General features: G+C 61.5%; 23 protein-coding genes. 19 read left to right on the plus strand and 4 right to left on the minus strand.

The genetic code is table 11. The features are described from left to right. The first annotated feature begins 22 nt into the window (after positions 1–22). From pqqC to J3485_RS20220, 5 genes are read left to right on the plus strand one after another with little or no spacing between them, the layout of a single operon-like run. Positions 23–751: a pyrroloquinoline-quinone synthase PqqC gene (gene pqqC / locus J3485_RS20200; protein ID WP_206956111.1), complete on the plus strand. Its 729-nt coding sequence runs from the start codon at positions 23–25 to the stop codon at positions 749–751. After that, positions 751–1032 (plus strand): pyrroloquinoline quinone biosynthesis peptide chaperone PqqD, encoded by a 282-nt coding sequence (pqqD, locus tag J3485_RS20205; RefSeq protein WP_206956112.1) that lies wholly within the window; start codon positions 751–753, stop codon positions 1030–1032. The genes pqqC and pqqD overlap by 1 nt, the downstream gene beginning before the upstream one ends. A gap of 1 nt (position 1033) precedes the next feature. Continuing rightward, positions 1034–2158 (plus strand): pyrroloquinoline quinone biosynthesis protein PqqE, encoded by a 1125-nt coding sequence (gene pqqE / locus J3485_RS20210; protein ID WP_206956113.1) that lies wholly within the window; start codon positions 1034–1036, stop codon positions 2156–2158. Positions 2159–2162: 4 nt separating this feature from the next. Then, positions 2163–2912 carry a MotA/TolQ/ExbB proton channel family protein gene (locus J3485_RS20215; RefSeq protein ID WP_206956114.1) on the plus strand — a complete coding sequence of 250 codons (750 nt, stop codon included), beginning with the start codon at positions 2163–2165 and terminating at the stop codon, positions 2910–2912. Beyond that, on the plus strand, positions 2909–3343 hold the full coding sequence (locus J3485_RS20220) for an ExbD/TolR family protein (RefSeq protein WP_206956115.1): 435 nt from the start codon (positions 2909–2911) through the stop codon (positions 3341–3343). Before J3485_RS20215 ends, J3485_RS20220 begins: the two co-directional genes overlap by 4 nt. A gap of 37 nt (positions 3344–3380) precedes the next feature. Here J3485_RS20220 and J3485_RS20225 read toward each other — a convergent pair whose 3' ends face one another. Beyond that, on the minus strand, positions 3381–4061 hold the full coding sequence (locus tag J3485_RS20225) for a GntR family transcriptional regulator (protein ID WP_206956116.1): 681 nt from the start codon (positions 4059–4061) through the stop codon (positions 3381–3383). A gap of 275 nt (positions 4062–4336) precedes the next feature. Between J3485_RS20225 and J3485_RS20230 the strand changes: the two genes are divergently transcribed. From J3485_RS20230 to J3485_RS20290, 13 genes are all read left to right on the plus strand, one after another. Next, entirely contained in the window at positions 4337–4924 is a 588-nt protein-coding gene (locus J3485_RS20230) for an amino acid synthesis family protein (RefSeq protein WP_206956117.1), read from the plus strand. After that, positions 4914–5798 carry an alpha/beta fold hydrolase gene (locus tag J3485_RS20235; protein WP_206956118.1) on the plus strand — a complete coding sequence of 295 codons (885 nt, stop codon included), beginning with the start codon at positions 4914–4916 and terminating at the stop codon, positions 5796–5798. The genes J3485_RS20230 and J3485_RS20235 overlap by 11 nt, the downstream gene beginning before the upstream one ends. Further along, complete coding sequence (locus tag J3485_RS20240) at positions 5795–6751, plus strand: flavin reductase family protein (protein ID WP_206956119.1); 957 nt, start codon at positions 5795–5797, stop codon at positions 6749–6751. Before J3485_RS20235 ends, J3485_RS20240 begins: the two co-directional genes overlap by 4 nt. A gap of 86 nt (positions 6752–6837) precedes the next feature. Further along, positions 6838–7881 (plus strand): LLM class flavin-dependent oxidoreductase, encoded by a 1044-nt coding sequence (locus J3485_RS20245; protein WP_206956120.1) that lies wholly within the window; start codon positions 6838–6840, stop codon positions 7879–7881. A gap of 41 nt (positions 7882–7922) precedes the next feature. Beyond that, positions 7923–9395 carry an aldehyde dehydrogenase gene (locus J3485_RS20250; RefSeq protein ID WP_206956121.1) on the plus strand — a complete coding sequence of 491 codons (1473 nt, stop codon included), beginning with the start codon at positions 7923–7925 and terminating at the stop codon, positions 9393–9395. 87 nt (positions 9396–9482) lie between these two features. Continuing rightward, positions 9483–9797 carry an NIPSNAP family protein gene (locus tag J3485_RS20255; protein WP_206956122.1) on the plus strand — a complete coding sequence of 105 codons (315 nt, stop codon included), beginning with the start codon at positions 9483–9485 and terminating at the stop codon, positions 9795–9797. Positions 9798–9858: 61 nt separating this feature from the next. Then, positions 9859–10890: an ABC transporter substrate-binding protein gene (locus tag J3485_RS20260; protein WP_206956123.1), complete on the plus strand. Its 1032-nt coding sequence runs from the start codon at positions 9859–9861 to the stop codon at positions 10888–10890. Positions 10891–10937: 47 nt separating this feature from the next. Beyond that, on the plus strand, positions 10938–11822 hold the full coding sequence (locus J3485_RS20265) for an ABC transporter permease (protein ID WP_206956124.1): 885 nt from the start codon (positions 10938–10940) through the stop codon (positions 11820–11822). A 1-nt stretch (position 11823) separates the two neighbouring features. Next, the gene (locus J3485_RS20270) at positions 11824–12621 is read left to right on the plus strand and encodes an ABC transporter permease (RefSeq protein WP_206956125.1); all 798 of its coding nucleotides are present in this window, start codon (positions 11824–11826) and stop codon (positions 12619–12621) included. Between the two features lie 15 nt (positions 12622–12636). Next, the gene (locus tag J3485_RS20275) at positions 12637–13728 is read left to right on the plus strand and encodes an ABC transporter ATP-binding protein (protein WP_206956126.1); all 1092 of its coding nucleotides are present in this window, start codon (positions 12637–12639) and stop codon (positions 13726–13728) included. A gap of 8 nt (positions 13729–13736) precedes the next feature. Beyond that, a complete protein-coding gene (locus tag J3485_RS20280; protein WP_206958223.1) occupies positions 13737–14453 on the plus strand; it encodes a GntR family transcriptional regulator in 717 nt (238 codons plus the stop codon). A 48-nt stretch (positions 14454–14501) separates the two neighbouring features. Beyond that, the gene (locus tag J3485_RS20285; RefSeq protein ID WP_206956127.1) at positions 14502–15962 is read left to right on the plus strand and encodes an NAD-dependent succinate-semialdehyde dehydrogenase; all 1461 of its coding nucleotides are present in this window, start codon (positions 14502–14504) and stop codon (positions 15960–15962) included. Positions 15963–16022: 60 nt separating this feature from the next. Beyond that, a complete protein-coding gene (locus tag J3485_RS20290) occupies positions 16023–17186 on the plus strand; it encodes a porin (protein WP_206956128.1) in 1164 nt (387 codons plus the stop codon). 56 nt (positions 17187–17242) lie between these two features. Here the strand turns inward: J3485_RS20290 and J3485_RS20295 are convergent, their stop codons facing one another. From J3485_RS20295 to J3485_RS20305, 3 genes are all read right to left on the minus strand, one after another. Then, positions 17243–18328 carry a porin gene (locus J3485_RS20295; RefSeq protein WP_206956129.1) on the minus strand — a complete coding sequence of 362 codons (1086 nt, stop codon included), beginning with the start codon at positions 18326–18328 and terminating at the stop codon, positions 17243–17245. Between the two features lie 552 nt (positions 18329–18880). Then, a complete protein-coding gene (locus J3485_RS20300; protein WP_206958225.1) occupies positions 18881–19528 on the minus strand; it encodes a DsbA family oxidoreductase in 648 nt (215 codons plus the stop codon). Positions 19529–19586: 58 nt separating this feature from the next. Continuing rightward, positions 19587–20687, minus strand: coding sequence for a hypothetical protein (locus J3485_RS20305; RefSeq protein ID WP_309477061.1), 1101 nt, complete (start codon positions 20685–20687; stop codon positions 19587–19589). A 389-nt stretch (positions 20688–21076) separates the two neighbouring features. Here J3485_RS20305 and J3485_RS20310 point away from each other — a divergent pair, with 389 nt between their 5' ends. After that, a complete protein-coding gene (locus J3485_RS20310; RefSeq protein WP_206952392.1) occupies positions 21077–22024 on the plus strand; it encodes an IS5 family transposase in 948 nt (315 codons plus the stop codon). Positions 22025–22063 lie beyond the last annotated feature (39 nt).

Here is a 22063-nt window from a genome sequence, read left to right on the forward strand (position 1 = left end):
AGATGAAACTACAGGTGCAGCCGTGAATACCCTATCGACCCCCGCCACCCCGACAGAGCAGCCGAGCGATTCGCCCTGGACACCGGATCAGTTCGAAGCGCATTTGCGTGCGCTCGGTGCGCGCTACCACATTCATCATCCGTTCAACGTGCGGCTGAACAGCGGCCAGTGCTCGCCCGATGAGATTCGTGGCTGGGTGGCGAACCGCTTTTACTATCAAATCAATATTCCGCTGAAGGACGCGGCGATTCTTTCCAATTGCGACGATCGCGAGACGCGGCGCCTTTGGGTTCAGCGCATCCTCGACCATGATGGATATGGCGACGATGCGGGCGGCATCGAAGCCTGGGCGCGGCTCGCCGATGCCGTGGGCCTGTCGCGCGATGCGCTCTGGTCGCTCGAGCATGTGGTGCCGGGCGTGCGTTTCGCCGTCGACGCCTACGTCAATTTCGCGCGCCGCGTGCCGTGGCAGGAAGCCGTTTGCTCGTCGCTCACCGAGATGTTCGCGCCGCAGATTCACAAGGACCGGCTCTCGGGGTGGCCTGCGCTCTATCCGTGGATCGACCAGCAAGGGCTCCATTACTTTCGAAGCCGCATACCGCTTGCCACGCGCGATGTCGAGCATGGACTGGCCGTTACGCTCGACTACTTCCGAACGCGTGCGACGCAACGGCGCGCGCTCGAGATTCTCGCGTTCAAACTCGACATCCTATGGTCGATGCTCGATTCCGTCGAAAAGGCGTACACGTGATGAACTATGCCAACGCCGAGGGCGGTGCGCCGTTGCGTCCTCGCCTACGTCCGATGTTCAGATTGCAATGGGAAATCGAGCAAGACGCTTATGTGCTGCTCTATCAGGAGGAGCGGGTCAAGCTCAACCCGAGCGCGGGCCAGATACTCGCGCGTTGCGACGGCACACGAGAACTCGACGACATCATCGCCGAACTCGAAGCGCTGTTCAACGCGCAGGATCTCGCGGCCGACGTCTATCGGTTTCTCGATCACGCGCGACAACTCGGCTGGGTCGACTGACATGAATGCGATCGCTCCCGCACCCGTATCGGCACCGCTCTGGCTGCTTGCCGAGCTCACTTACCGCTGCCCGCTTCATTGCGCGTTCTGCTACAACCCGGTCGACTTCGCGAGTCACGGCCCCGAACTCGATACCGAAACATGGCTTCGCGTCATCACGGAGGCGCGGGCATTGGGTGCCGTCCAGATCGGGTTTTCCGGCGGCGAGCCGCTCGTGCGCGACGATCTCGAAACGCTCGTCGCGCATGCGCGCAGGCTCGGTTTCTATACGAATCTGATCACCTCGGGCGTCGGCCTCACCGAGCCGCGCATTGCCGCGCTGAAAACAGCCGGGCTCGATCACATTCAACTCTCGTTTCAGGATTCCACGCGCGAGCTCAACGATTTTCTCTCGAGCACGCGCACGTTCGAGCTCAAGCGCAAAGTGGCGCACTTGATCAAAGCGCACGGTTACCCGATGGTGCTCAACTGTGTGCTCCATCGCTACAACCTGCCGCACGTTGCACAGATCATCGAGATGGCGCTCGATATCGGCGCCGAGTATCTCGAACTTGCCAACACGCAGTACTACGGCTGGGCGCTGCTCAATCGCGAGCAATTGATGCCGACGCATGAGGCGCTGCGCGAAGCCGAGGATACCGTCAATCGCTATCGAGCCCTGGTAGGCGAGCGCTGCCGAATACTGTTCGTCGTACCCGACTACTTCGAGACACGCCCCAAAGCCTGCATGAACGGATTGGGTTCCGTGTTTCTCGGCGTTGCCCCCGACGGCACCGCACTACCGTGCCATGCCGCTCGCTCGCTACCGGGGCTCGATCTGCCGAACGTGCGGGAGACGCCGTTATCGACGGTTTGGTACGAGAGTGCCGCGTTCAATGCATTTCGCGGCGAGCATTGGATGCGCGAGCCGTGCCGAAGCTGCGATGAGCGCGCGACGGACCACGGCGGATGCCGCTGCCAAGCCTATCTTCTGACGGGCGACGCACGCGCGGCAGACCCCGTATGCGCGAAATCGCCGCATCACGGCGAGGTCGAACGTGTCGTCGCGTTTGCCCGACAATCGCCGCGTAGCGATGAGCGACCGCTCGTCTTTCGCAGCATGAAGTTGGACTCGAAGCGGGAGTAAGCCCATGTCACCGATCGCCCTACATTTCATCGTCGATGCTGCGTTGAGTCTGCTTGGCGCAGCTTCGGCGCTTACGTGGATCGTCATTCTGCAAAAGGGTTCGGGGTATTGGCGCCTCGCCATCCAGAATCGCGGATTCGATACGGCATGGGGCGAGGCACTCGAGCAGGCTTCGTTTGCATCGATGCGTATCGGGCTTGCCGATGCAAAAGGCCCCAAAGCGCGCGTGACGCGTGCCGCAGTGGCCGCGTTGGCGCTTGCGGCGCCCTTTGATGGGGCCGATCGTCCGCTTCCTCCCGAGGTGGCACGGCAAGCGCGCAGGGCGCAGCTCGAGCGCGTGCTTGCGCAGCAAATCCAGCGCGAGCGCCGAATGCAGGAAGCCGGACTGACGCTGCTCGCCTCGGTCGCGAACGTCGCGCCGTTCATCGGGCTGTTCGGTACGGTCTTCGGCATCATTCATGCGCTCCACGCCGTGACGGCCGATGGCGCCGGCGGCATCGGCGATATTGCCGGGCCCGTCGGCGATGCGCTCATTGCGACGGGGCTCGGGATCGCCGTCGCGATTCCGGCCGTGCTGGGCTATAACGCCTTCGTGCATCGCACGCGAACGAGCATCGATGAACTCGAGGAATTGAGCGCCGAATTGGTCGATGTTGCCGAGCGGAGTGGCTTTCGGATTCGTGAAGGTGAAAGCGGCATGCGCCAACCGAGCGCGCAGGCGAGTGCGTTTTCGGATCGCGAGGTGGCGGCGTGATCTCGGGCTCGAAAGGCGGCCGTCACGATGTGCCGCTTGCCGACATCAACGTGACGCCGCTCGTCGATGTCATGTTGGTGATGCTCGCGATCTTTCTTGTCGTGGCGCCTGTGATGACGAAGGCGCTCAAGGTCGAATTGCCGAGCGTTGCGGCACAAGCGGCCTTGCCGCGTAATCATGCCGTGACGGTAAGCCTCGATGTCGGCAATCGGGTTTTTGTCGATGGGCGGCAAATCGAGGCGGGTCAGCTAGAACCGGTGCTCGCGCGTGCCGTCGCGCGAGATGCCGACGCGAGTGTGAGCCTGCGGGCCGATCGTCGGGAATCGTTCGATCAGGTGGCTAAGGTGCTTGCTGTGATCGGGCAGGCGGGCGTGACGCAGGTATCCGTTGTGACGGCGGCCGGTGCTTTGCCGGCTCGGGCTGCACCGTGAACAAGGCACCTGAGGCATTCGGCGCGCGTGGCGAGAATCACGACGCGCGCGCTTCTTGCTCGGCGAGGGCACGCAGCGCGAGTTCGGACGTGCGCTTGATATGCGCGCAGGACGCCGCCGCCGCCGTTTCCCCGTCGTGACGCTCGATTGCGTCGAGCAGCGCGTTCATCTCCCGGTTCGATTCCTCGCCGCGGCCTGGCGTTGCGATGGTCAGCGCACGCAACCGGTTGATCCGAGCATTGAGCGATTTCACGACGCTCAGTGACACGAGCTTGTCCGCGCCTTCGAACATCGCGTCGTAGAACGCTTCGGTATGGATGAGCACATCGCGCATGTCGCCTTCGGCGAACGCAGCTTCGATCTTGCGACGGACGTCGCGCAGCCGGAGGACGAGGTCCGGCGTCGCCCGCTCGGCGCATGCACGTGCCGCGTTGGCTTCGAGCAGGCTGCGCAGCTCGTAAATCTCCCCAACCTGGGATGGATCGAGGCGCGCGACGATCGGCCCTTGCCGCGCGACGGTTTCGACTAGACCTTCGGTCTCGAGGTGCCTCAGCACTTCGCGCACGACGGTGCGGCTCACGCCCAGTTCGTCGCACAGCGTGCGCTCGACGAGGCGCGCCCCCGGCTTGAAATAGCCTTGCACGATCGCGCCGCGCAGTTTGTCCAGCGTGAGTTCTCTCAGCGTCTTAGCCGTTCGATCGATTTTGAGGTCAGACATGGCGTAGAAAAGGAAAAGCTTCCTTCCAGAAAGTGGCCGGAACCGGTCGGTCCGTACGTTGGCATTCCGTATTATCGGCGATCTCGCGCTCGCGAGCGCATCTGTCCTGACCCCAGCAGCCTACGCCCCGAACACCTGCGAGGATCGTGCCAGTTTCCCTGCAACTCATATCATGGTATTCCATAATATATAGACTTCAGTGCGTGCCATAAGCTGGTATACCATAATCTCAACCAATGACACACGCGGCCTCGCGGCCCGGTCAGGAGAACGTGATGAACCTCGAAGTGCGCAAGCTGGTTACCTATGTCGAAGACACCTTTATCGAAGGCGGGAGGGCGGCGCCGCGGCCGCTGAAGTTGTTTGGCGTCGCGGCCGTGCTCCGTAACCCGTGGGCCGGTCGCGGCTTCGTCGAAGATCTGAAACCGGAGATTCATGGGCTCGCGCCGCAACTCGGCGAACTGCTGACGTCGCAGATCCTGCGGCTCGCGGGCTCGGGAGACGCCGTCGAAGGCTATGGGAAGGCGGCGGTCGTCGGCACATCCGGCGAACTGGAGCACGCTTCCGCGCTGATCCACACGCTGCGATTCGGTAATCACTATCGCAAGGCGGTGGGGGCGAAGAGCTATTTGAGCTTTACCAATTTGCGCGGCGGCCCGAATTGTCCGATCTCGATTCCGCTGATGCATAAGCACGACGAAGGGATGCGCTCGCATTACTTGACCGTGCAGTTCTCGATCGTCGATGCTCCCGCGCCCGATGAACTCGTGATTGCGTTGGGCGCGTCGATCGGAGGACGGCCGCATCATCGCATCGGCGATCGCTATCAGGACCTGAAGGAGCTCGAGTCCCATGAAGCCTGAGCGCGCGCTCGACCACGAGGTGGCGCACGGCATCGCCGCGGGGACGAGCTACGGCGTTCACGCGTCGCAAGCGCGCGGCGCGTGCGAGACGGTCGTGTTGATCCACGGCGTCGGCATGAACCAGAGCGTGTGGTCCGCACAGATCGATGCTTTGACCAAGCGCTTCCGCGTCGTTGCCTACGACATGCTCGGTCATGGCGGCAGTGCTTTGCCGACGGCGAAGCCCACGCTCGACGAATATGCCGCGCAACTCGAAGGGTTGCTCGACGCCTTGCACATCGAGCGCGCGCATGTGGTCGGTCATTCGATGGGCGCACTGGTTGCCCTTGAATTTGCCTTGACGCATCCGGGCCGCACGCTCAGTGTCGTCGCATTGAATGCCGTGTACGACCGCACGCCCGGGCAACGCGAAGCGGTGATGAGCCGCGCGTCGATGCTTGGCGAGGCGCCGCTCGATGCGGGCGTCGACACCACGCTCGAGCGTTGGTTCGGCGATCCTGTTCCGGCTCATCTGACGAAAGCGGCGGAGGCGGTGCGCGCGCTGCTGCTGGCGGTCGATCCGATCGGGTACGCCCGCACGTACCGTCTCTTCGCATCGTCGGACAACGCGCACGTCGGACGGCTGGCCGGTCTTGCCGTGCCCGCGCTCTTCCTGACCGGCGAATGCGACGCGAACTCGAACCCCGCCATGTCGCGCGCGATGGCGGCTGCCGCACCGTTCGGCCAGGCTCAGATCATCGCGAACGAGCGCCATATGATGAACGTGACCGATCCGGCGCAAGTGAACGAACGGCTGCTCGAATTTCTGCTCGGCGCAGCGAAAGTGGGTGCGACGGGCGATCAGTGCAACGACGATGTCGGGAGGATGCAATGACTGAGACGATCAACGAACAGCCGATCGATATCGCCGAATTTCGCCGGGCGCTCGGTGCGTTCGTGACGGGCGTGACGGTGGTCACGACGATTCAGCCGGACGGCTCCCCGCGCGGCTTCACGGCGAATTCGTTCACGTCTGTCTCGCTCGATCCGCCGCTGATCCTCGTTTGTATCGCGAAAACGGCATCGAGCTATGCGGTGTTTTCTCAAACGCGTCATTTCGCGGTCAGTGTGCTTGCCGAGGATCAGAAGGCGGTGTCGGGCGTGTTCGCCTCGAAGGCCATCGACAAGTTTTCCCAAGTGGCCTGGCAGGCGCGTGTGACCGGCGCTCCGATGATCGAGGGTGCCGCCGCGAGCTTCGATTGCGCGACGCATGAAGTCGTCGATGCCGGCGACCACATCATTCTGATCGGCCGCGTCGTGCACTTTCTCCATACGGCCTCGTCGCCGCTCGGTTATTGCCGCGGCGCTTACGTGAACTTCAGCCTGTCGCTCGATGCATTGGCCGCCGCCGGTTCGCGCGCACGGGTCGGCGCGATTCTCGAACATCGCGATGGGCTCGTGCTGATCGATACGCTGCAAGGTCTTCAATTACCGGCGGGTGCGAAGCTCGAACCGGAAAGCGATCCTGCGAGCCTGCTTGGCGCGCTGGCGAAGCTCGGCTTGAAAGCACATCTGGACTTTCTGTTCGCCGTATTCGAGTCGAGCAGCGGACCCGCGCCGGGCGTGCAGATCTATTACCGCGGCCGCGTGAAGAACGATATTTCGCCGCAATCGGGCGGCGCGATCCGGATCGTACCGTTGACGCAGATCCCGTGGGATGCGTTTAGCGACGCCGCCGTGCGCTCGATGCTGGAGCGCTATGTTCGAGAGCGCAGCGAGGACGCATTCGGCATCTATGTCGGCGATACCGAAGCGGGCACGATCCAAGCGCTGGCGCCCGCTCATTGAAACCCGCTCATTGAACGAACTGGATAGTCATGACGGCCGCGCGGCGACCCGATGCATCCGCGATGGCTTACAGGAGACGAGACATCATGAAGTTTTCGCTGTTTCTGCATATGGAGCGCTACGACGCTAAGACGTCGCATCGCGAGCTGTTCGACCAGATGACGGATCTCGTACAAATTGCCGAGCGCGGTGGGTTCGAGACCGCATGGATCGGCGAGCATCACGCGATGGAATTCACGATCGCGCCGAATCCGTTCGTCAATTTGTCGTACCTTGCCGCGAAAACCGAGCGTATTCGCCTCGGCACGGGCACGGTGATCGCGCCGTTCTGGCATCCGATCGCGCTCGCCGGCGAAGCGGGCATGGTCGACGTGGCGAGCAACGGCCGGCTCGATCTTGGCATCGCGCGCGGTGCTTATTCGTTCGAGTACGAGCGTTTGTTGCCGGGACTCGATGCGATGGGCGCGGGCGCGCGGATGCGCGAACTCGTTCCGGCATTGCGCAGGCTCTTCAAGGGTGATTACGCGCACCAGGGCGAGTTCTGGTCATGGCCTTCGACGACGCCCGTGCCGCGTCCCATTCAGCAGCCGCATCCGCCGCTGTGGCTTGCCGCGCGCGATCCCAACTCGCACGCATTCGCGGTGGCCAACGGCTGCAACGTTCAAGTGACGTCGCTGGCGTCAGGCGATGCCGAAGTGGCGAGCCTGATGGATCGGTTCAACGCCGCGTGCGCCGCGAATCCGGATGTGCCGCGCCCGCAAGTGATGATGCTGATGCACACGTTCGTCGGTGCGAATGCGGCGGAAGTGGATGCGGCCGTGGAAGACCTCGCGCGCTTTTATCGATATTTCAGCAAATGGTTCAAGAACGAACGCCCGGTCGAGCAGGGATTCATCGAGCCGCTGACCCAAGCGGACGTCGATATGTTCCCGCAGTACTCGCCCGAAGCGATCCGCAAAAACCTCGTGATCGGCGAGCCGAAGCAAGTGATCGAACGGCTCAAGTGCTACGAGGAACTCGGCTACGACCAGTACAGCTTCTGGCTCGATAGTCATATGAGTTTCGAACGTAAGCGTAAGTCGCTCGAACTGTTTATTTCGGAAGTGATGCCGGCATTCGGCGGGCGTTGATATCGGCCCTTTGGCCACGTTCACGAAGGGAGCGGCCTGACATGTTGCAACGGTTTCAGCAATACATCGATGGTGCATTTGACGATGCCGCTGAGCATTTCGACAGCATCGATCCGTCTACCGGCAACGTATGGGCGCAGATGCCCGCGGCGAGCGCGCACGACGTCGATCGTGCGGTGCGCGCGGCGCATCGCGCGTTGGGCGAGCCCGCATGGGCCAACCTGACCGCGAGCGCGCGCGGCAAGCTCTTGTATCGCCTCGCCGAGTTGATCGAACGGGATGCGCCGCGTCTTGCCGAGCTCGAAACGCGGGACACCGGCAAGATCATCCGCGAAACGCGCAGCCAGATCGGCTATGTCGCCGAGTACTACCGCTATTACGCGGGCGTAGCCGACAAGATCCAAGGCGCATGGCTGCCCGTCGACAAGCCCGATATGGAAGTGACGTTGCGGCGCGAGCCCGTGGGCGTCGTCGCGGCGATCGTTCCATGGAATTCGCAACTGTTCCTATCGGCGGTGAAGCTCGGCCCGGCGCTCGCGGCCGGTTGCACGATCGTACTCAAGGCTTCCGAAGACGGTCCCGCACCGTTGCTGGAATTTGCGCGGCTCGTTCATGAAGCCGGTTTTCCGAAAGGCGTCGTCAATATCGTGACCGGCTTCGGCAACGACTGCGGACGCACGTTGACGAGCCATCCGCTCGTCTCGCGCATTGCGTTCACGGGCGGGCCGGAGACAGCGCGCCACGTGGTGCGCAATTCGGCCGAGAATCTCGCGGCCATGTCGCTCGAGTTGGGCGGCAAATCCCCCGTATTGGTTTTCGACGATGCCGACCTCGACAGCGCATGCAATGCGGTGATCGCAGGCATCTTCGCCGCGACCGGGCAAAGCTGTGTGGCGGGTTCACGCCTACTCGTGCAGCGTGGCCTTCACGATACGCTCGTCGAGCGGTTGATTGCGCGGGCAGCCACGATTCGAATCGGCGATCCGCAGGACACGGCAACCGAGATGGGACCGCTCGCGACGCGCCGGCAACTCGAGCATATCGAGCGCGTGCTGCGTGCGAGCGTCGAAGCGGGCGGCCGCGTCGTCCTCGGCGGATCGCAGCCGCAAGGCCAAAGCGCGGGCCACTATTTCCTGCCGACGATCGTCGATTGCCCGCATGCGCAAGTGCCCAGCGTGACCGAAGAATTGTTCGGTCCCGTGCTCAGCGTCGTTACGTTCGATACCGAAGCCGATGCCATCGCCCTCGCGAACGACACGCGTTACGGCCTCGCGTCCGGCGTGTTCACGCGCGACCTGACGCGCGCGCATCGGCTCACGCGCGCGTTGCGGGCCGGCATCGTATGGGTCAACACCTATCGCGCGGTGTCGCCGATCGTGCCGTTCGGGGGCTATGGCTTGAGCGGTTTGGGACGAGAAGGAGGCTTCGAGGCGGTGCTCGAGTACACGCGGACGAAGTCCGTATGGATTCGCACGTCGGATGAGCCGATCGCCGACCCGTTCGTGATGCGTTGAGAGAACGGACGCGTTGGTTGGAACGCATGCGGCGATGCGATGCGACGCCAGCCACCTACGCAAGTGCTAGAAAAGATAGGAGTCCTAATGTTCTACGAAATCCGAACCTACCGCATCAAGACTGGTGCGGTGCCTGCTTACCTGAAGCTCGTGGCGGAAGAAGGCATCGAGTTGCAGAAGCGGTATCTCGGGCAACTCGTGGGTTACTTCCATTCGGAAATCGGCCCGCTGAATCAGATCGTTCACATCTGGGCCTACCCGAGCCTGGACGAACGCGAGCGCCGGCGTGCGGCGCTCGCCGAAGATCCGGCCTGGCGCGATTTCGCACCGAAGATTCAGGCACTGATGGAAGAGATGGAAAGCAAGATCATGAAGCCGGCCGCTTTCTCGCCGCTCACATGAACGTGCAGGTATTCGCCGATATCGCGGCTCGATGATTCTTAAAACTATTCAGGAGACAAGCATGAACAGCAAAAGCGTTTTTTACGCGGCAGCGGTGATCGCGGCGTGTGCGACGACGTGTGCGGCAACCGGCGCGCAGGCGGCCGACTCCATCGTATTCACGAGTTGGGGCGGCACGACGCAATCATCGCAGGACAAGGACTGGGCGCAGCCCTTCACGAAGGCCACCGGCGTCAACGTGCTGATGGACGGCCCAACCGATTACGGCAAGCTCAAGGCGATGGTCGATAGCGGTAACGTGAACTGGGACGTCGTCGACGTCGAGGGCGATTTCGCCTATGCCGCGCAAAAGGCCGGCTTGATCGAGCCGATCGACTATTCGGTCGTCAAGAAAGACAATCTCGACCCTCGCTTTACCTCGCCCGATGCGGTGGGCAGCTTCTACTACTCGTTCGTGCTCGGCTACAACAAGGCGACGTACAAGGGCGCGCAGCCTTCGACGTGGGCCGACCTCTTCGATACCAAGCGCTTCCCCGGCAAGCGTACGTTTTACAAATGGTCTGCGCCCGGCGTGCTCGAAATTGCGCTGCTCGCGGACGGCGTGCCGCCGAACAAGCTCTATCCGCTCGATCTCGATCGCGCGTTCAAGAAGCTCGACACGATCAAAAGCGACATCGTTTGGTGGGGCGGCGGTGCGCAATCGCAACAATTGCTTGCATCGGGCGAAGCGCCCATCGGCATGTTCTGGAATGGACGTTTGCATGCGCTCGCGCAAACGGGGGTGCCGGTCGGCATCTCGTGGAATCAGAACCTGACGGCAGCCGACATGCTCGTGATCCCGAAAGGGGCCAAGCATCGGGCCGAAGCGATGAAGTACCTCGCGGCCGCGACGAGCGCCGAGGCCCAAGCGAAGTTTGCCGCCGACACCGGCTATGCGCCGATCAACGTAAAGGCACCGTCGCTGATGCCGGCTGCAATCGCCAAGACGCTGCCTGATCAGTACAAGAGCTCGCAGATCGACCTCGATATGAAGTACTGGGCGGAACATCGCGACGAGATTGCGAAGAGCTGGTACGCCTGGCAGTCGAAGTAGGCGATGTCGTCAGGCAAAGCGCTACACGGTTTGTATTGGGAGTCACCATGCCTAACGTCCTAAGTTCCATCGTGCCGCCAGCCGCGACGCCGCCGCGCCGGCGGCGCGATTGGCGCAGCGTCCGTCTGCTGGCGCCGGCGCTGCTGCTGCTCGTCGTTTTCTTCGTCGTGCCGGTGTTGTCGCTGCTGCTGCGCAGCGTGCTCGAGCCGACGCCCGGCTTGCAGAACTACACGCAGTTGCTGGGCTCGACGACGTACCTGCGCGTGTTCGGCAACACGTTTCTCGTGGCAACCGTCGTGACGGTCGTGACCGTTGCGATCGGTTTCCCGACTGCATGGCTGCTCGCGATCGCGCCGCGCAAAGTGAGCTCCCTGTTGTTCGCGATTCTGCTGCTGTCGATGTGGACCAACTTGCTGGCGCGCACGTTTGCCTGGATGGTGCTGCTGCAAGCGACGGGACCGATCAACCGGATGCTGATGGCGCTCGGGATCATCAGCCAGCCGTTGACGCTCGTCAACAACCTCATCGGCGTGACGATCGGCATGACGTACATCATGCTGCCGTTTCTCATCATGCCGTTGCACGCGACGCTGCGCGGTATCGATCCGTCGACGTTGCGGGCCGCGGCGATCTGCGGTGCGAGCCGTTGGCAGGCGTTCTGGCGCGTGCTGGTACCGCTTGCGATGCCCGGCGTTGCATCGGGCGCGCTGATGGTGTTCGTGATGGCGCTCGGCTATTTCGTGACGCCTGCATTGCTCGGCGGCCCTTCGTACATGATGCTCGCCGAACTCATCGCGCAGCTCGTGCAGGAATTGCTGAATTGGGGGCTCGCGGGTGCGGCCGCATTCGTCCTGCTTGCCGTGACGTTGGCGCTCTATGCACTGCAACTGCGCTTCACGGGCGGTGCGCGCGCAAGTCTTGGAGGTCGCTGACATGTTGCTCGATTTCGATCGCCTAGGCGCACTGCGTTGGGCGTTGCTGGCGGTAGGCGGTGCCGTCGCCATCTTTCTCCTGTTGCCGATCGCGTTTATCGTCGCGCTGTCGTTCGGCGATTCGCAATGGTTGATCTTTCCGCCACCTGGCTGGACGCTGCAATGGTATCGCCAGCTCTTGACCGATCCCGGTTGGATCGACTCGCTGCTGACGAGTGCAAAGCTGGCGGCGATCGTCACGACGCTGTCGGTCGTGATCGGTCTGCTCGCCTCGCTCGCCCTCGTGCGTGGCAAGTTTCGCGGACGCGGCGCGCTGCAAGCGTTTTTTCTCACGCCGATGGTGTTACCTGTCGTCGTGCTCGCTGTGGCGTTATATGCCTTTACGCTGCGCGTCGGCCTGAACGGCACGATGACGGGGTTCGTCATCGGCCATCTGATCATTGCGCTGCCGTTCTCGATCATTTCGATCAGCAATTCGCTGGTGAGTTTCGATACGGCACTCGAGGACGCGGCGCTCATCTGCGGCGCATCGCCGCTCGAAGTGAAACTGCGCGTGACGCTGCCCGCCATCAAGCTTGGGCTCTTCGCCGCGGCCATCTTTTCGTTCCTCGCGTCGTGGGACGAAGTGGTGGTGTCGATCTTCATGGCGAGCCCGACCTTGCAGACGCTGCCGGTCCGGATCTGGACCACGTTGCAGCAAGATCTGACGCCCGTCGTCGCGGCGGCGTCTTCGTTGCTCGTCGGCTTGACGACGATATTGATGGTGGCGAGCGCGCTGTTGCGCCGCCGCGCCCGTTAGAGAGGTGAACCGGCCATGACTGCCGCATTCCTGCAAATCCAGCGCTTGCGCAAGACGTACGACGACGTGGTCGCTATCGACCAAGTGTCCTTGGACGTGCGCAAGGGCGAATTCATGACGTTCCTCGGGCCGTCGGGTTCGGGCAAGAGTACGACGCTCTATATCGTCGCGGGTTTCCAAGAGCCGAGCGAAGGGCGCGTTCTGCTGGACGGCAAACCGTTGCTGTCGGTGGCGCCGAACAAGCGCAACATCGGCATGGTGTTTCAGCGCTACACGTTGTTTCCGCATTTGACTGTCGGCGAGAACGTCGCTTTTCCGTTGCGGGTGCGCCGGCGCCCCGATCGCGAGGTGAAGATGAAAGTCGAGCAGATGCTCCGGCTCGTGCATCTCTCCGATTGCCGCGACCGTATGCCTGCGCAGCTATCGGGTGGCCAGCAACAGCGCGTTGCGATCGCGCGTGCGCTGGCTTATGACCCGCCTGTGTTGCTGATGGACGAACCGCTCTCGGCACTCGACAAAAAGCTACGCGAAGAAATTCAACTCGAGTTGCGCCGCATTCATCAGGAGACGGGCGTCACGATTCTCTATGTGACGCACGACCAAGAAGAAGCGCTACGTCTATCGGATCGCATCGCGGTCTTCAACAAAGGGCGTATCGAACAAGTCGGCACCGGCGAAGAACTGTATGCGAACCCCGCGTCGCGGTTCGTCGCGAACTTCATCGGCAATTCGAATTTTCTACCGGTGCGTATCACATCGAGCGGCGAAGGCCGCATGAACGGCGTGTTTCCGAACGGTCACGCGGTGGCGGCGGCGGGGCTCGGCCCGGCGCTTGCGGCCGGCGACGACGGCATGCTGATGATACGCCCCGAGCAAATGCGCATTCGCGCCTTGCCGAGCGCGCAGGGTGCGGCTGGGTTGCCGGTTACGGTGCGCGACATCACCTATCTCGGCGATGCAATGCATTACGCGGTGGCGACGCCTTGGCAGCAGGAAATTTCGATTCGCATGCCGGCGGCCCATCGTCGTGACAATGCGTTGACGATCGGCACGCATGCGCTCGTGGAGTGGGATGCGAGCGATGTGCGTCTCTTTGACGAGGCATGACGACGGATATGGGTGACGCGTTTCCTTCACTGAAAGTCGAGCGCCGTACCACGACGCTGCGCGAACTCGCGCTGGAGAAGATGCGCACCGCCATTCTCGACGCGCATTTCCTGCCCGGCGAGCGGCTTGTCGAACGTGCGTTGTGCGAGGAGCTCGGCGTGAGCCGGACCGTCGTGCGAGAAGTATTGCGACATCTCGAAGCCGAGGGACTCGTCGATTCGATCCCGAACCAGGGGCCGATCGTCGCGGTGCTCGACGCCGAGACGGCGGCGCAAATCTATGAGATTCGCGCGCTGCTCGAAGGCGATGCCGCCATGGCCTGTGCACGGCATGCGGACGAAGCCTTGGTGTCGCGGCTTGCCGATTGCATCGAGGGTATCGCGCGCGCGTTCGAGACGCACGCGCATCAGACGGTGCGCGAACTGACTACGACGTTCTACGAGCATATGTTTCATGGAGGCGACAAGAAAGTCGCTTTGGAAATCGTGCAGACGTTGAACGCCCGGATCAACCGATTGCGTGCGATGACGATCGCGTCGGACGATCGCGGACGCCAAGCCGTGGCGGAAATGAATCTGATACTCGACGCCATTCGTTGTCGCGACCCCGAGCGCGCTCGCGATGCCGCGACAACGCACGTGGAGCGAGTGGCGGCGATTGCCGCGCAACTCTTGCAGCAAGGGCGCGGACAGGCGTCGGGTGCGCACTACGCGCTCGCGAGCTGACGGGTTTTTCGAATGACTTTTTACTGAAGGTGGTTCATGGGGTTGTTCATGGATATCAAGCAGACGTTGAAAGATCCATCGCTACTGAGGCATCAAGCCTATCTCGCCGGCGATTGGCAACCGGCGGACTCGGGCGCGACGATAGAAGTGTTCGACCCGGCCACGGGCGAATCGTTGGGCTACGTGCCGAACATGGGTGCGGCGGAAACGGCGCGCGCGATCGATGCGGCGCAAACCGCATGGGCTGCCTGGAGAAAGAAGACGGCAAAGGAACGTGCCGTCATCATGCGCCGCTGGTACGAACTGATGATCGAGCACAGCGACGATCTCGCGTTGATCCTCACGACGGAGCAGGGCAAGCCGCTTGCCGAAGCCAAAGGCGAGATCGCCTATGCAGCCTCGTTTCTCGAATGGTTCGCCGAGGAAGGAAAACGCGTTGCCGGAGATACGCTCGCCACGCCCGCTTCCGACAAGCGCCTCGTCGTGATCAAAGAGCCGATCGGCGTGTGTGCCGCCATCACGCCGTGGAATTTCCCTGCGGCGATGATTACGCGCAAGGTGGGTCCCGCGCTCGCGGCGGGGTGCCCGATCGTCGTCAAGCCGGCGGAGGCGACGCCGTTTTCCGCGCTCGCCATGGCGGTGCTGGCCGAGCGTGCGGGTGTTCCCAAGGGGGTACTGAGCGTCGTCACCGGCGACCCGAAGGCCATCGGCGCGGAGATGACGCGCAATCCCATCGTCCGCAAGCTGTCGTTCACCGGTTCGACCGCCGTGGGGCGGTTACTGATGGCGCAAAGCGCACCGACCGTCAAGAAGGTCACGCTCGAGTTGGGAGGCAATGCGCCGTTTATCGTGTTCGACGACGCCGATCTCGATGCGGCGGTCGAAGGGGCGATCGCATCCAAGTACCGCAACAACGGACAGACGTGCGTCTGTACCAATCGCTTTTACGTGCATGAGCGGGTCTATGAGGCATTCGCGGACAAGCTCGCGTTGGCGGTGAGCGGGCTCAAAGTGGGTCGCGGGACCGAGCGCGGCGCGGTGCTCGGGCCGTTGATCAACGAGGCAGCGGTGAAGAAGGTCGAATCGCACATTGCCGATGCGCTTGCCAAAGGCGCCACACTTGCGGCGGGCGGAAAGCGACATGCATTGGGACACGGCTTTTTCGAGCCTACCGTGTTGACCGGCGTCATGCCGAACATGAACTTGGCGAAAGAGGAAACCTTCGGGCCAGTTGCGCCGCTGTTCCGGTTTTCGTCGGACGAAGAAGTCGTGCAGTTCGCCAACGATACGGAGTTCGGCCTTGCCGCGTACTTTTACAGCCGCGATATCGGGCGAATCTGGCGCGTTGCCGAAGCGCTCGAATACGGCATGGTCGGCATCAACACGGGATTGATCTCGAATGAAGTCGCGCCGTTCGGCGGCGTGAAGCAATCCGGTCTCGGGCGCGAGGGATCGCATTACGGCATCGACGATTACGTCGTGATCAAGTACTTGTGCATGGCCGTTTGATTGGGTTTGGTGTCGTAGGAAGTTGAATTAGAAAAATCGATTGAAAACTTGGAGACAGTAATGAAATTGAATCATAGAAATCAGTTAGTACTCCTAAGTAGCTTGTGTGTGGGATGCCTGCTTCCCGGTATCGCCGCGGCGCAGTCGTCCGTGACGCTGTACGGGGTGATCGACGAGGGCATCGATTACGTCAACAACAGCGGCAGTCATCCGTTGTGGCAGATGCGCGACGGCACGTACGACGGCATGTACGGCAGCCGCTGGGGCTTGAAAGGCAGCGAGGACCTGGGCGGCGGCTTGAGTGCGATCTTCAAGCTCGAAGCCGGGTTCAGCTTGGAAAACGGACAAATGCGCCAAGGCGGCAGAGAGTTCGGCAGGCAAGCATACGTCGGCCTTTCCAAGGCGAACGTGGGTACGGTGACGTTGGGGCGGCAGTACGACTCCGTGGTCGACTACGTTCAGCCGGTGACTGCGGTAGGTCAATTCGGCGGCCCGTTCGTGCGCGGGGGTGACATCGACAACACGGACAACTCGTTTCGTGTCGACAACGCAATCAAGTATGCGAGCCCGTCGATTGCCGGCTTCACGTTCGGCGGCATGTATTCGTTCACGAATTCGAACGCGCCTGGCGTAGGCACGACGGGTATGTGGAGCGTCGGCGCGGGCTACACGCACGCAGGCTTCAACGCGGGCGCGGCTTACTTCTACGCGAAGAATCCGGCCAGTCTCTTCCCGGACGGCGACTTCATCGGCAATACCACGGGTGCCGCGATCGGCGCGAGCGGCCCCTTCAGTTATGTCGGCAATCCGCAAAACGAGCGCATCGTCGGCGTTGGCGCGGACTATGCGTTCGGGCCGGCCACGGCGGGCATCGACTACACCAACGCGAAATTCGACGATGCCAACGGTACGACGAGTTCGGTCGTGTTCAGCAACTACGAGGTGTGGGGCAAGTACAGCATCACGCCGAAGACGACGCTGGGTGCCGCCTATGCCTTTACCGACGGCAAGGTGAACTACAACGGCAGCAACCCGAAATACCATCAGGTTTCGCTGATGAGCAGTTATTCATTGTCCAAGCGTACGACGTTGTATGCGATGGCGGGATTCCAGCAGGCCGCGGGCGATGCCAAGCAGGCGGACATCTTCGACTTCTCGATCGCCGACGCATCGACGACCAACCGGCAATTGATGTTCCGCCTGGGCATGGTGCATCAGTTCTAAAAAGCGCGCATAGGGGACCGGCGTCGATTGCGCCGGAGCCCCCGTGCGTGTGTGGCTCAGAACTTGTGGACCATGCCGATCCCGATGCCGCGGCTGTCGGTACCGGGCGTGACCGAAAGGCCCGAATACGCTGTGCCGGAGAGCGTGTATTCCGCCTGATTCCTGTTCTGGAGGAAACCGACTGCCGTATAGAGCTCGGTCGATTTGGACAGGTAGTACTCGAAAAGCAGACCCAATTCCTGCGCGTTGTTGCCCTCTCCGGTGCGGTCGTGCACGTAACCGTACATCAACGAAACGAGCGCGAACGGGTCGACCTTGTACGAGTCCGATATCTGGTAGACGTCGTGCTGCAGGTATTTCGGCGAATTGGTCAGTTTCTCCGTGTGATAAGCCAGCCAAACGCGGTCGGCGCCGATCGCATACGAAGCCCCCGCATTGAACACGCTCAGTACCGCGCCGGCACCCGCGATAGCGCCGCCCGACAGCGTATAGGCGCCGCCCGCTCCGACGCTAGGTTCGTCTCCTCGTTCGTAGCCGGCCGCGATATTCAAGGGCCCGTTCTCGTACTGGACGACAGCGTTGTAGAACCCCAGGCCGTTCCCCGTTCCAGTCGTCGGATCGCGCAGCGCCACCATGAACTTAGCATTCAGCCCGTAAAACGTGGGGGTGTAATACGAAATGCCGTCGTTCGCACGGATGATCAGTGAGTTGAAATTATTCATGGGCGACGCAAGACTTTTAACCCATGACGGATCCATTGCCGCCTGAAGTACGTCGTATTCCGGTGAGTTCTGCAAGCCGAGGCGAAACTCTCCGAAATTGCCCGAGAGCCCGACAAACGCTAGACGATTGAAGGCCTCGGCCGGGTTTGTCGCCGCACCCGTTTGCCCCGAAAAAGCCTGCTCCAACTGGAAATTGACGTGCAGGCCGCCGCCGATATCCTCGCTGCCTTTAAAGCCGAAGCGTGTCGAGAAGAGTCCGCCGGGTACCGCTCGGATCGCTGAATTGTTGCCGCCCGCACTCTGATAGACGAGGCCATTGTCGAGCACGCCGTAGAGGGTGACCGACGACTGCGCGAACGCGGAGGAAACGGGCGCGCAGGAAAAGACCGCGCCGAATGCGAGAGGGATAAACCTTTTCATGCCATGTCTCCAGCTTTTATACACATCGAAATGCAGTGGCTTTTATGCACGCCTATTCTTCTGGCGGAGCTATTACGAATGTCTTGCAGAGGATCGATCGCGCGTACCGAACGTACGGTTACGCCTGGGCAAGCCCGGTCTTATGGATCGCGCGTGCGGTTCGGGCACGGCCGGTCCAGGTGTTGTTTGTTGAACTGGGAGGTGGGTAACCGCGGAACGAACCAACGGTTTGAATCAGTTTCGATGCTAAGACTTATCTCCTTTGCTTTCTTTTAATATTGCGATTCCGGCGCAAAACATATCGAACATCATTCGACAAGATTAATGATCTGGACGCGATGGGTCCATGTATAAAACGTCGATTCGATGGCATTTTTTTGCTGGTAGGCGGGCCGGGTAAACCAGTGCCGATCCGGCGAACCGCGCGCAGGCGGTGAAGGTCGCCGGATGGTCTATGAGTGCGAAGTCATGCCGGAAGGACCGCGACGGGTCCCTGCGAAGAGGTGATGCTCGTGGACGGCGCGTGGGCGATGTCGCGATCCAAGTGCGCCGTCACTTCGCTTCGGAGACGATCTGCTTGATGGCCTGCTCGAACGCTTCCACCGGCTGTCCGCCGCTCACCAGATAGCGCCGGTTGAAGATGATGGCCGGCACCGACTGAATGCCCATGGCTTGGTATTCCTGTTCTTCAGCGCGAACCTCATTGGCGAATTTCTCGCTTTCGAGCACCTCGCGCGCCTGCCCGGCATCGAGTCCGACCGAACGTGCGGCATCGATCAGGACGCTGTGGTCGCTGGGGTCCTTTCCGTCCGTATGGTAGGCCTGCAGCAGGGCCAGTTTGAGCGGCACCTGTTTGCCTTCGATCCCGGCCCAATGCAGCAGCCGGTGAGCGTCAAAGGTGTTGTAGACGCGCCCGCGCAAACCGAACTGAAAGCCGACAGCCGCACCTCGCTCGCGGATCATCGCCTGTGTTTCGGCGATCTCGCTCGGCGTGCGGCCGTATTTCTTCCCGAGGTACTCGATGACGTCCTCGCCTCCGGGCGCCATCCCCGGATTCAGCTCGAACGGATGCATGACGATCCGCGCATCGACTGCGCTGCCGAGGCGGGCGAGCGCTTGCTGAAGCGATGAGAGTCCGATTGCACACCACGGGCATGCCACATCGGAGACGAAATCAATTTCAAGCGGTTGTGCTGTCATGGCGATCTTCTGAGGATGAGCTGTCGAGTTGTTTGGCTGACCTGCGGCCGGCCTGGGTCTAGTATCGCCACTGCCCGGATATTTCATCGGCGAGCAAGAGCTTCTGACGAACGATCTCGGCGATTGGGCTTTGCGAGCTGCCCGATGCTTCCATCTGCGCGAGCAGAAATTTTTGCGCTAAAAAATTGATCGATCGCAGCAGCCGACCGTCGATTTCCGACATCCGTTGAGCATTGCGCGTCGCCTCATCAACCAGATTTCTCGCAGCACTGAAGTCTGGTGCCACACCGGTGGCCGCTTGAAACTCGGAACGTAATCCGGCGGCATACGCCGGCGACTGTCCGAGTCGATCGGCGTCAAGCAGGAGATCCACGTCGTTAAGCATCCGCCAGGCGGAGACGATCCACAACGCGACGAATGCCCGATAGGCTTCGACGCCTTCAACCGTCTGTGCGTAATGCGCGCAAGCGGCTGTGTACGCTTCGTCCGAAGCCGTTTCAACACGCGGCAATTTCACGCCGCACGTGGCGATCGCTTGCCTGACGATCGGCTCGCTCTGGTTGAGGCCCAGCACGCGAAACGGCGCTGCAACGAAAAAGGGATTGCGCCACTCCTGCCTCAGCATCCAGCCGGAAGCAAACTGGGCAGCGGGGTTGCGCAGGAGGCCCATGTGCATGACGTTGGGAAACGCGCGCTTGAGCCAGGGTGTCCGTCCTTGAGAGCGGCAGAACTTGAGCACCGGGACCTTGCCGTTCTCCGCCGAGATGTCGCAGAGATCTTTCAAATAGGCGCACAAGGCCGAAAAATCGTCTCCCGGTATGTCTCCAAAGCGATCGATTCCGAAATTCTTTCGATATCCATTCACACCACGCCCGGCCTTTCGCATGAATGGCCGGTACTCTTCATAGTAGGGCGAACGCATCGATGGGTGGCCCGAGGTGTAATCAGGCCGGATGCTAGGAATATCGGCAACGCTCAACTCTCCGAGCAGTTCGCCCAGCGGTTCATAGAGAGCGCTTACCGATTCCAGTGCGCGGAATCGCGACCATAGCCAGGTCCCCCCGCTCCTCCATCCCGTGTGCAAAAAAATTCCCCGCAGCCGCTTTTCTTGCGGCACCGGAGTGCTTTGCTGGTCGGTTTGAGTTGTCGAAGCATCCACGGAGCCTACTGTCGCACTGGGTGAGTTTGCATGTATCGGATTCATTGCTTGTTCGCCGTGAGGAAAGAGGGTACGCACTCTGCTTTCGTCTGGAAGAAAGACAATTCCTGTAGGGCACCCTACGGATTCGAGACTATAGCCGAATGAACTTTCGGTTGCATGCGCCGCCCTGGACGTCGGATTGGCTGTGGTAGAAAGGCTATGTGCTTGCGCGTCGGCGTTCCCTCCTACTCACCGCATTCCCCATCGATTGATGAAGTGAAGGCGCGCTACCTCCGTCGCGATATCGTTTATCTGCTTGGTACTAAGGAACCTCTGATCAAGTGACGACCCGGGGGCTTGTGGGTAAGATGCTCGCCGACACGAACGAACCAAGAACAAGAAGGACGATGAAGCAGATCAGCTTTGCAACGCTGGCCGAGACGGGCAAGAAACGCAGGACCAAGCGCGAGCGGTTCCTCGAAGAGATGGAGCAGGTGGTGCCGTGGGCGAAGCTGATTGCATTGATCGAACCGCACTACCCGAAAGCGGGCCGAGGTCGCCGGCCGCGCGGCTTGGAAACGATGCTGCGCATTTACTTCATGCAGCAATGGTTCAACTTGTCCGATCCGGGCATGGAAGACACGCTCTATGACGTGCCGTGCATGCGGGCGTTCGCGAAGCTGGACCTGTTCGACGAGTCGATGCCGGACGAAACGACGATCCTGAAGTTTCGGCGCCTGCTGGAGCAGCACCGGTTGATGGCAGCGATCATGAACACGATCAACGAGGTGCTGGAGGGCAAGGGCCTGCTGCTCAAGGGCGGCACGATGGTCGATGCGACGATCATTCATGCACCGCCGTCGACCAAGAACGAGAGCAAGCAACGCGATCCCCAGATGCACCAGACGAAAAAGGGCAACAACTGGTTCTTCGGCATGAAGATTCATGTGGGAGCAGACGTGGACAGCGGACTGGTCCATACGGTCTCGGTGACGCCGGCCAACGCGCCGGATGTGAGCCAGTTGCCCAAACTGCTGCGCGAAGACGACCGGGCCGTATTCGGCGACAAAGGCTACGTCGATAATCGCATCAAGCGCGCGGCGCGTCAGGCAGGCGTGTTCTGGGGCGTGTCGCTCAAAGCGAGCGCGCAGCACAAGCTGTCCGGGGCGAACAAGCGGTTCAACCGGAAGATGTCGTCGATTCGCAGCCGAGTCGAGCATGTGTTTCGCGTTATCAAGCGGCAATTCGGCTATAGCAAGGTGCGCTACAAGGGACTGGCGAAGAACGCGGCCCAAGTGTTCACCTTGATCGGGCTGACCAATCTCTATCTGGCGAGGCGAGCGATGCTGACGTAAGCGGGGAAGATGCGTCCGCTGCACGCCCAGCGGGCGCAC

It is taken from the genome of Trinickia acidisoli, assembly GCF_017315725.1.
In the GTDB taxonomy this organism is placed as follows: Bacteria; Pseudomonadota; Gammaproteobacteria; order Burkholderiales; family Burkholderiaceae; genus Trinickia; species Trinickia acidisoli.

Coding starts and splice junctions, on each gene's coding strand:
- J3485_RS20290 (WP_206956128.1), top strand. CDS start 16,023: ATGAAATTGAATCATAGAAATCAGTTAGTACTCCTAAGTAGCTTGTGT.
- J3485_RS20295 (WP_206956129.1), bottom strand. CDS start 18,328: ATGAAAAGGTTTATCCCTCTCGCATTCGGCGCGGTCTTTTCCTGCGCG.
- J3485_RS20230 (WP_206956117.1), top strand. CDS start 4,337: ATGAACCTCGAAGTGCGCAAGCTGGTTACCTATGTCGAAGACACCTTT.
- J3485_RS20300 (WP_206958225.1), bottom strand. CDS start 19,528: ATGACAGCACAACCGCTTGAAATTGATTTCGTCTCCGATGTGGCATGC.
- J3485_RS20270 (WP_206956125.1), top strand. CDS start 11,824: ATGTTGCTCGATTTCGATCGCCTAGGCGCACTGCGTTGGGCGTTGCTG.
- J3485_RS20265 (WP_206956124.1), top strand. CDS start 10,938: ATGCCTAACGTCCTAAGTTCCATCGTGCCGCCAGCCGCGACGCCGCCG.
- J3485_RS20255 (WP_206956122.1), top strand. CDS start 9,483: ATGTTCTACGAAATCCGAACCTACCGCATCAAGACTGGTGCGGTGCCT.
- J3485_RS20225 (WP_206956116.1), bottom strand. CDS start 4,061: ATGTCTGACCTCAAAATCGATCGAACGGCTAAGACGCTGAGAGAACTC.
- J3485_RS20275 (WP_206956126.1), top strand. CDS start 12,637: ATGACTGCCGCATTCCTGCAAATCCAGCGCTTGCGCAAGACGTACGAC.
- J3485_RS20250 (WP_206956121.1), top strand. CDS start 7,923: ATGTTGCAACGGTTTCAGCAATACATCGATGGTGCATTTGACGATGCC.
- J3485_RS20215 (WP_206956114.1), top strand. CDS start 2,163: ATGTCACCGATCGCCCTACATTTCATCGTCGATGCTGCGTTGAGTCTG.
- J3485_RS20260 (WP_206956123.1), top strand. CDS start 9,859: ATGAACAGCAAAAGCGTTTTTTACGCGGCAGCGGTGATCGCGGCGTGT.
- J3485_RS20240 (WP_206956119.1), top strand. CDS start 5,795: ATGACTGAGACGATCAACGAACAGCCGATCGATATCGCCGAATTTCGC.
- pqqE (WP_206956113.1), top strand. CDS start 1,034: ATGAATGCGATCGCTCCCGCACCCGTATCGGCACCGCTCTGGCTGCTT.
- J3485_RS20310 (WP_206952392.1), top strand. CDS start 21,077: ATGAAGCAGATCAGCTTTGCAACGCTGGCCGAGACGGGCAAGAAACGC.
- J3485_RS20280 (WP_206958223.1), top strand. CDS start 13,737: ATGGGTGACGCGTTTCCTTCACTGAAAGTCGAGCGCCGTACCACGACG.
- J3485_RS20235 (WP_206956118.1), top strand. CDS start 4,914: ATGAAGCCTGAGCGCGCGCTCGACCACGAGGTGGCGCACGGCATCGCC.
- pqqD (WP_206956112.1), top strand. CDS start 751: ATGAACTATGCCAACGCCGAGGGCGGTGCGCCGTTGCGTCCTCGCCTA.
- J3485_RS20285 (WP_206956127.1), top strand. CDS start 14,502: ATGGATATCAAGCAGACGTTGAAAGATCCATCGCTACTGAGGCATCAA.
- J3485_RS20245 (WP_206956120.1), top strand. CDS start 6,838: ATGAAGTTTTCGCTGTTTCTGCATATGGAGCGCTACGACGCTAAGACG.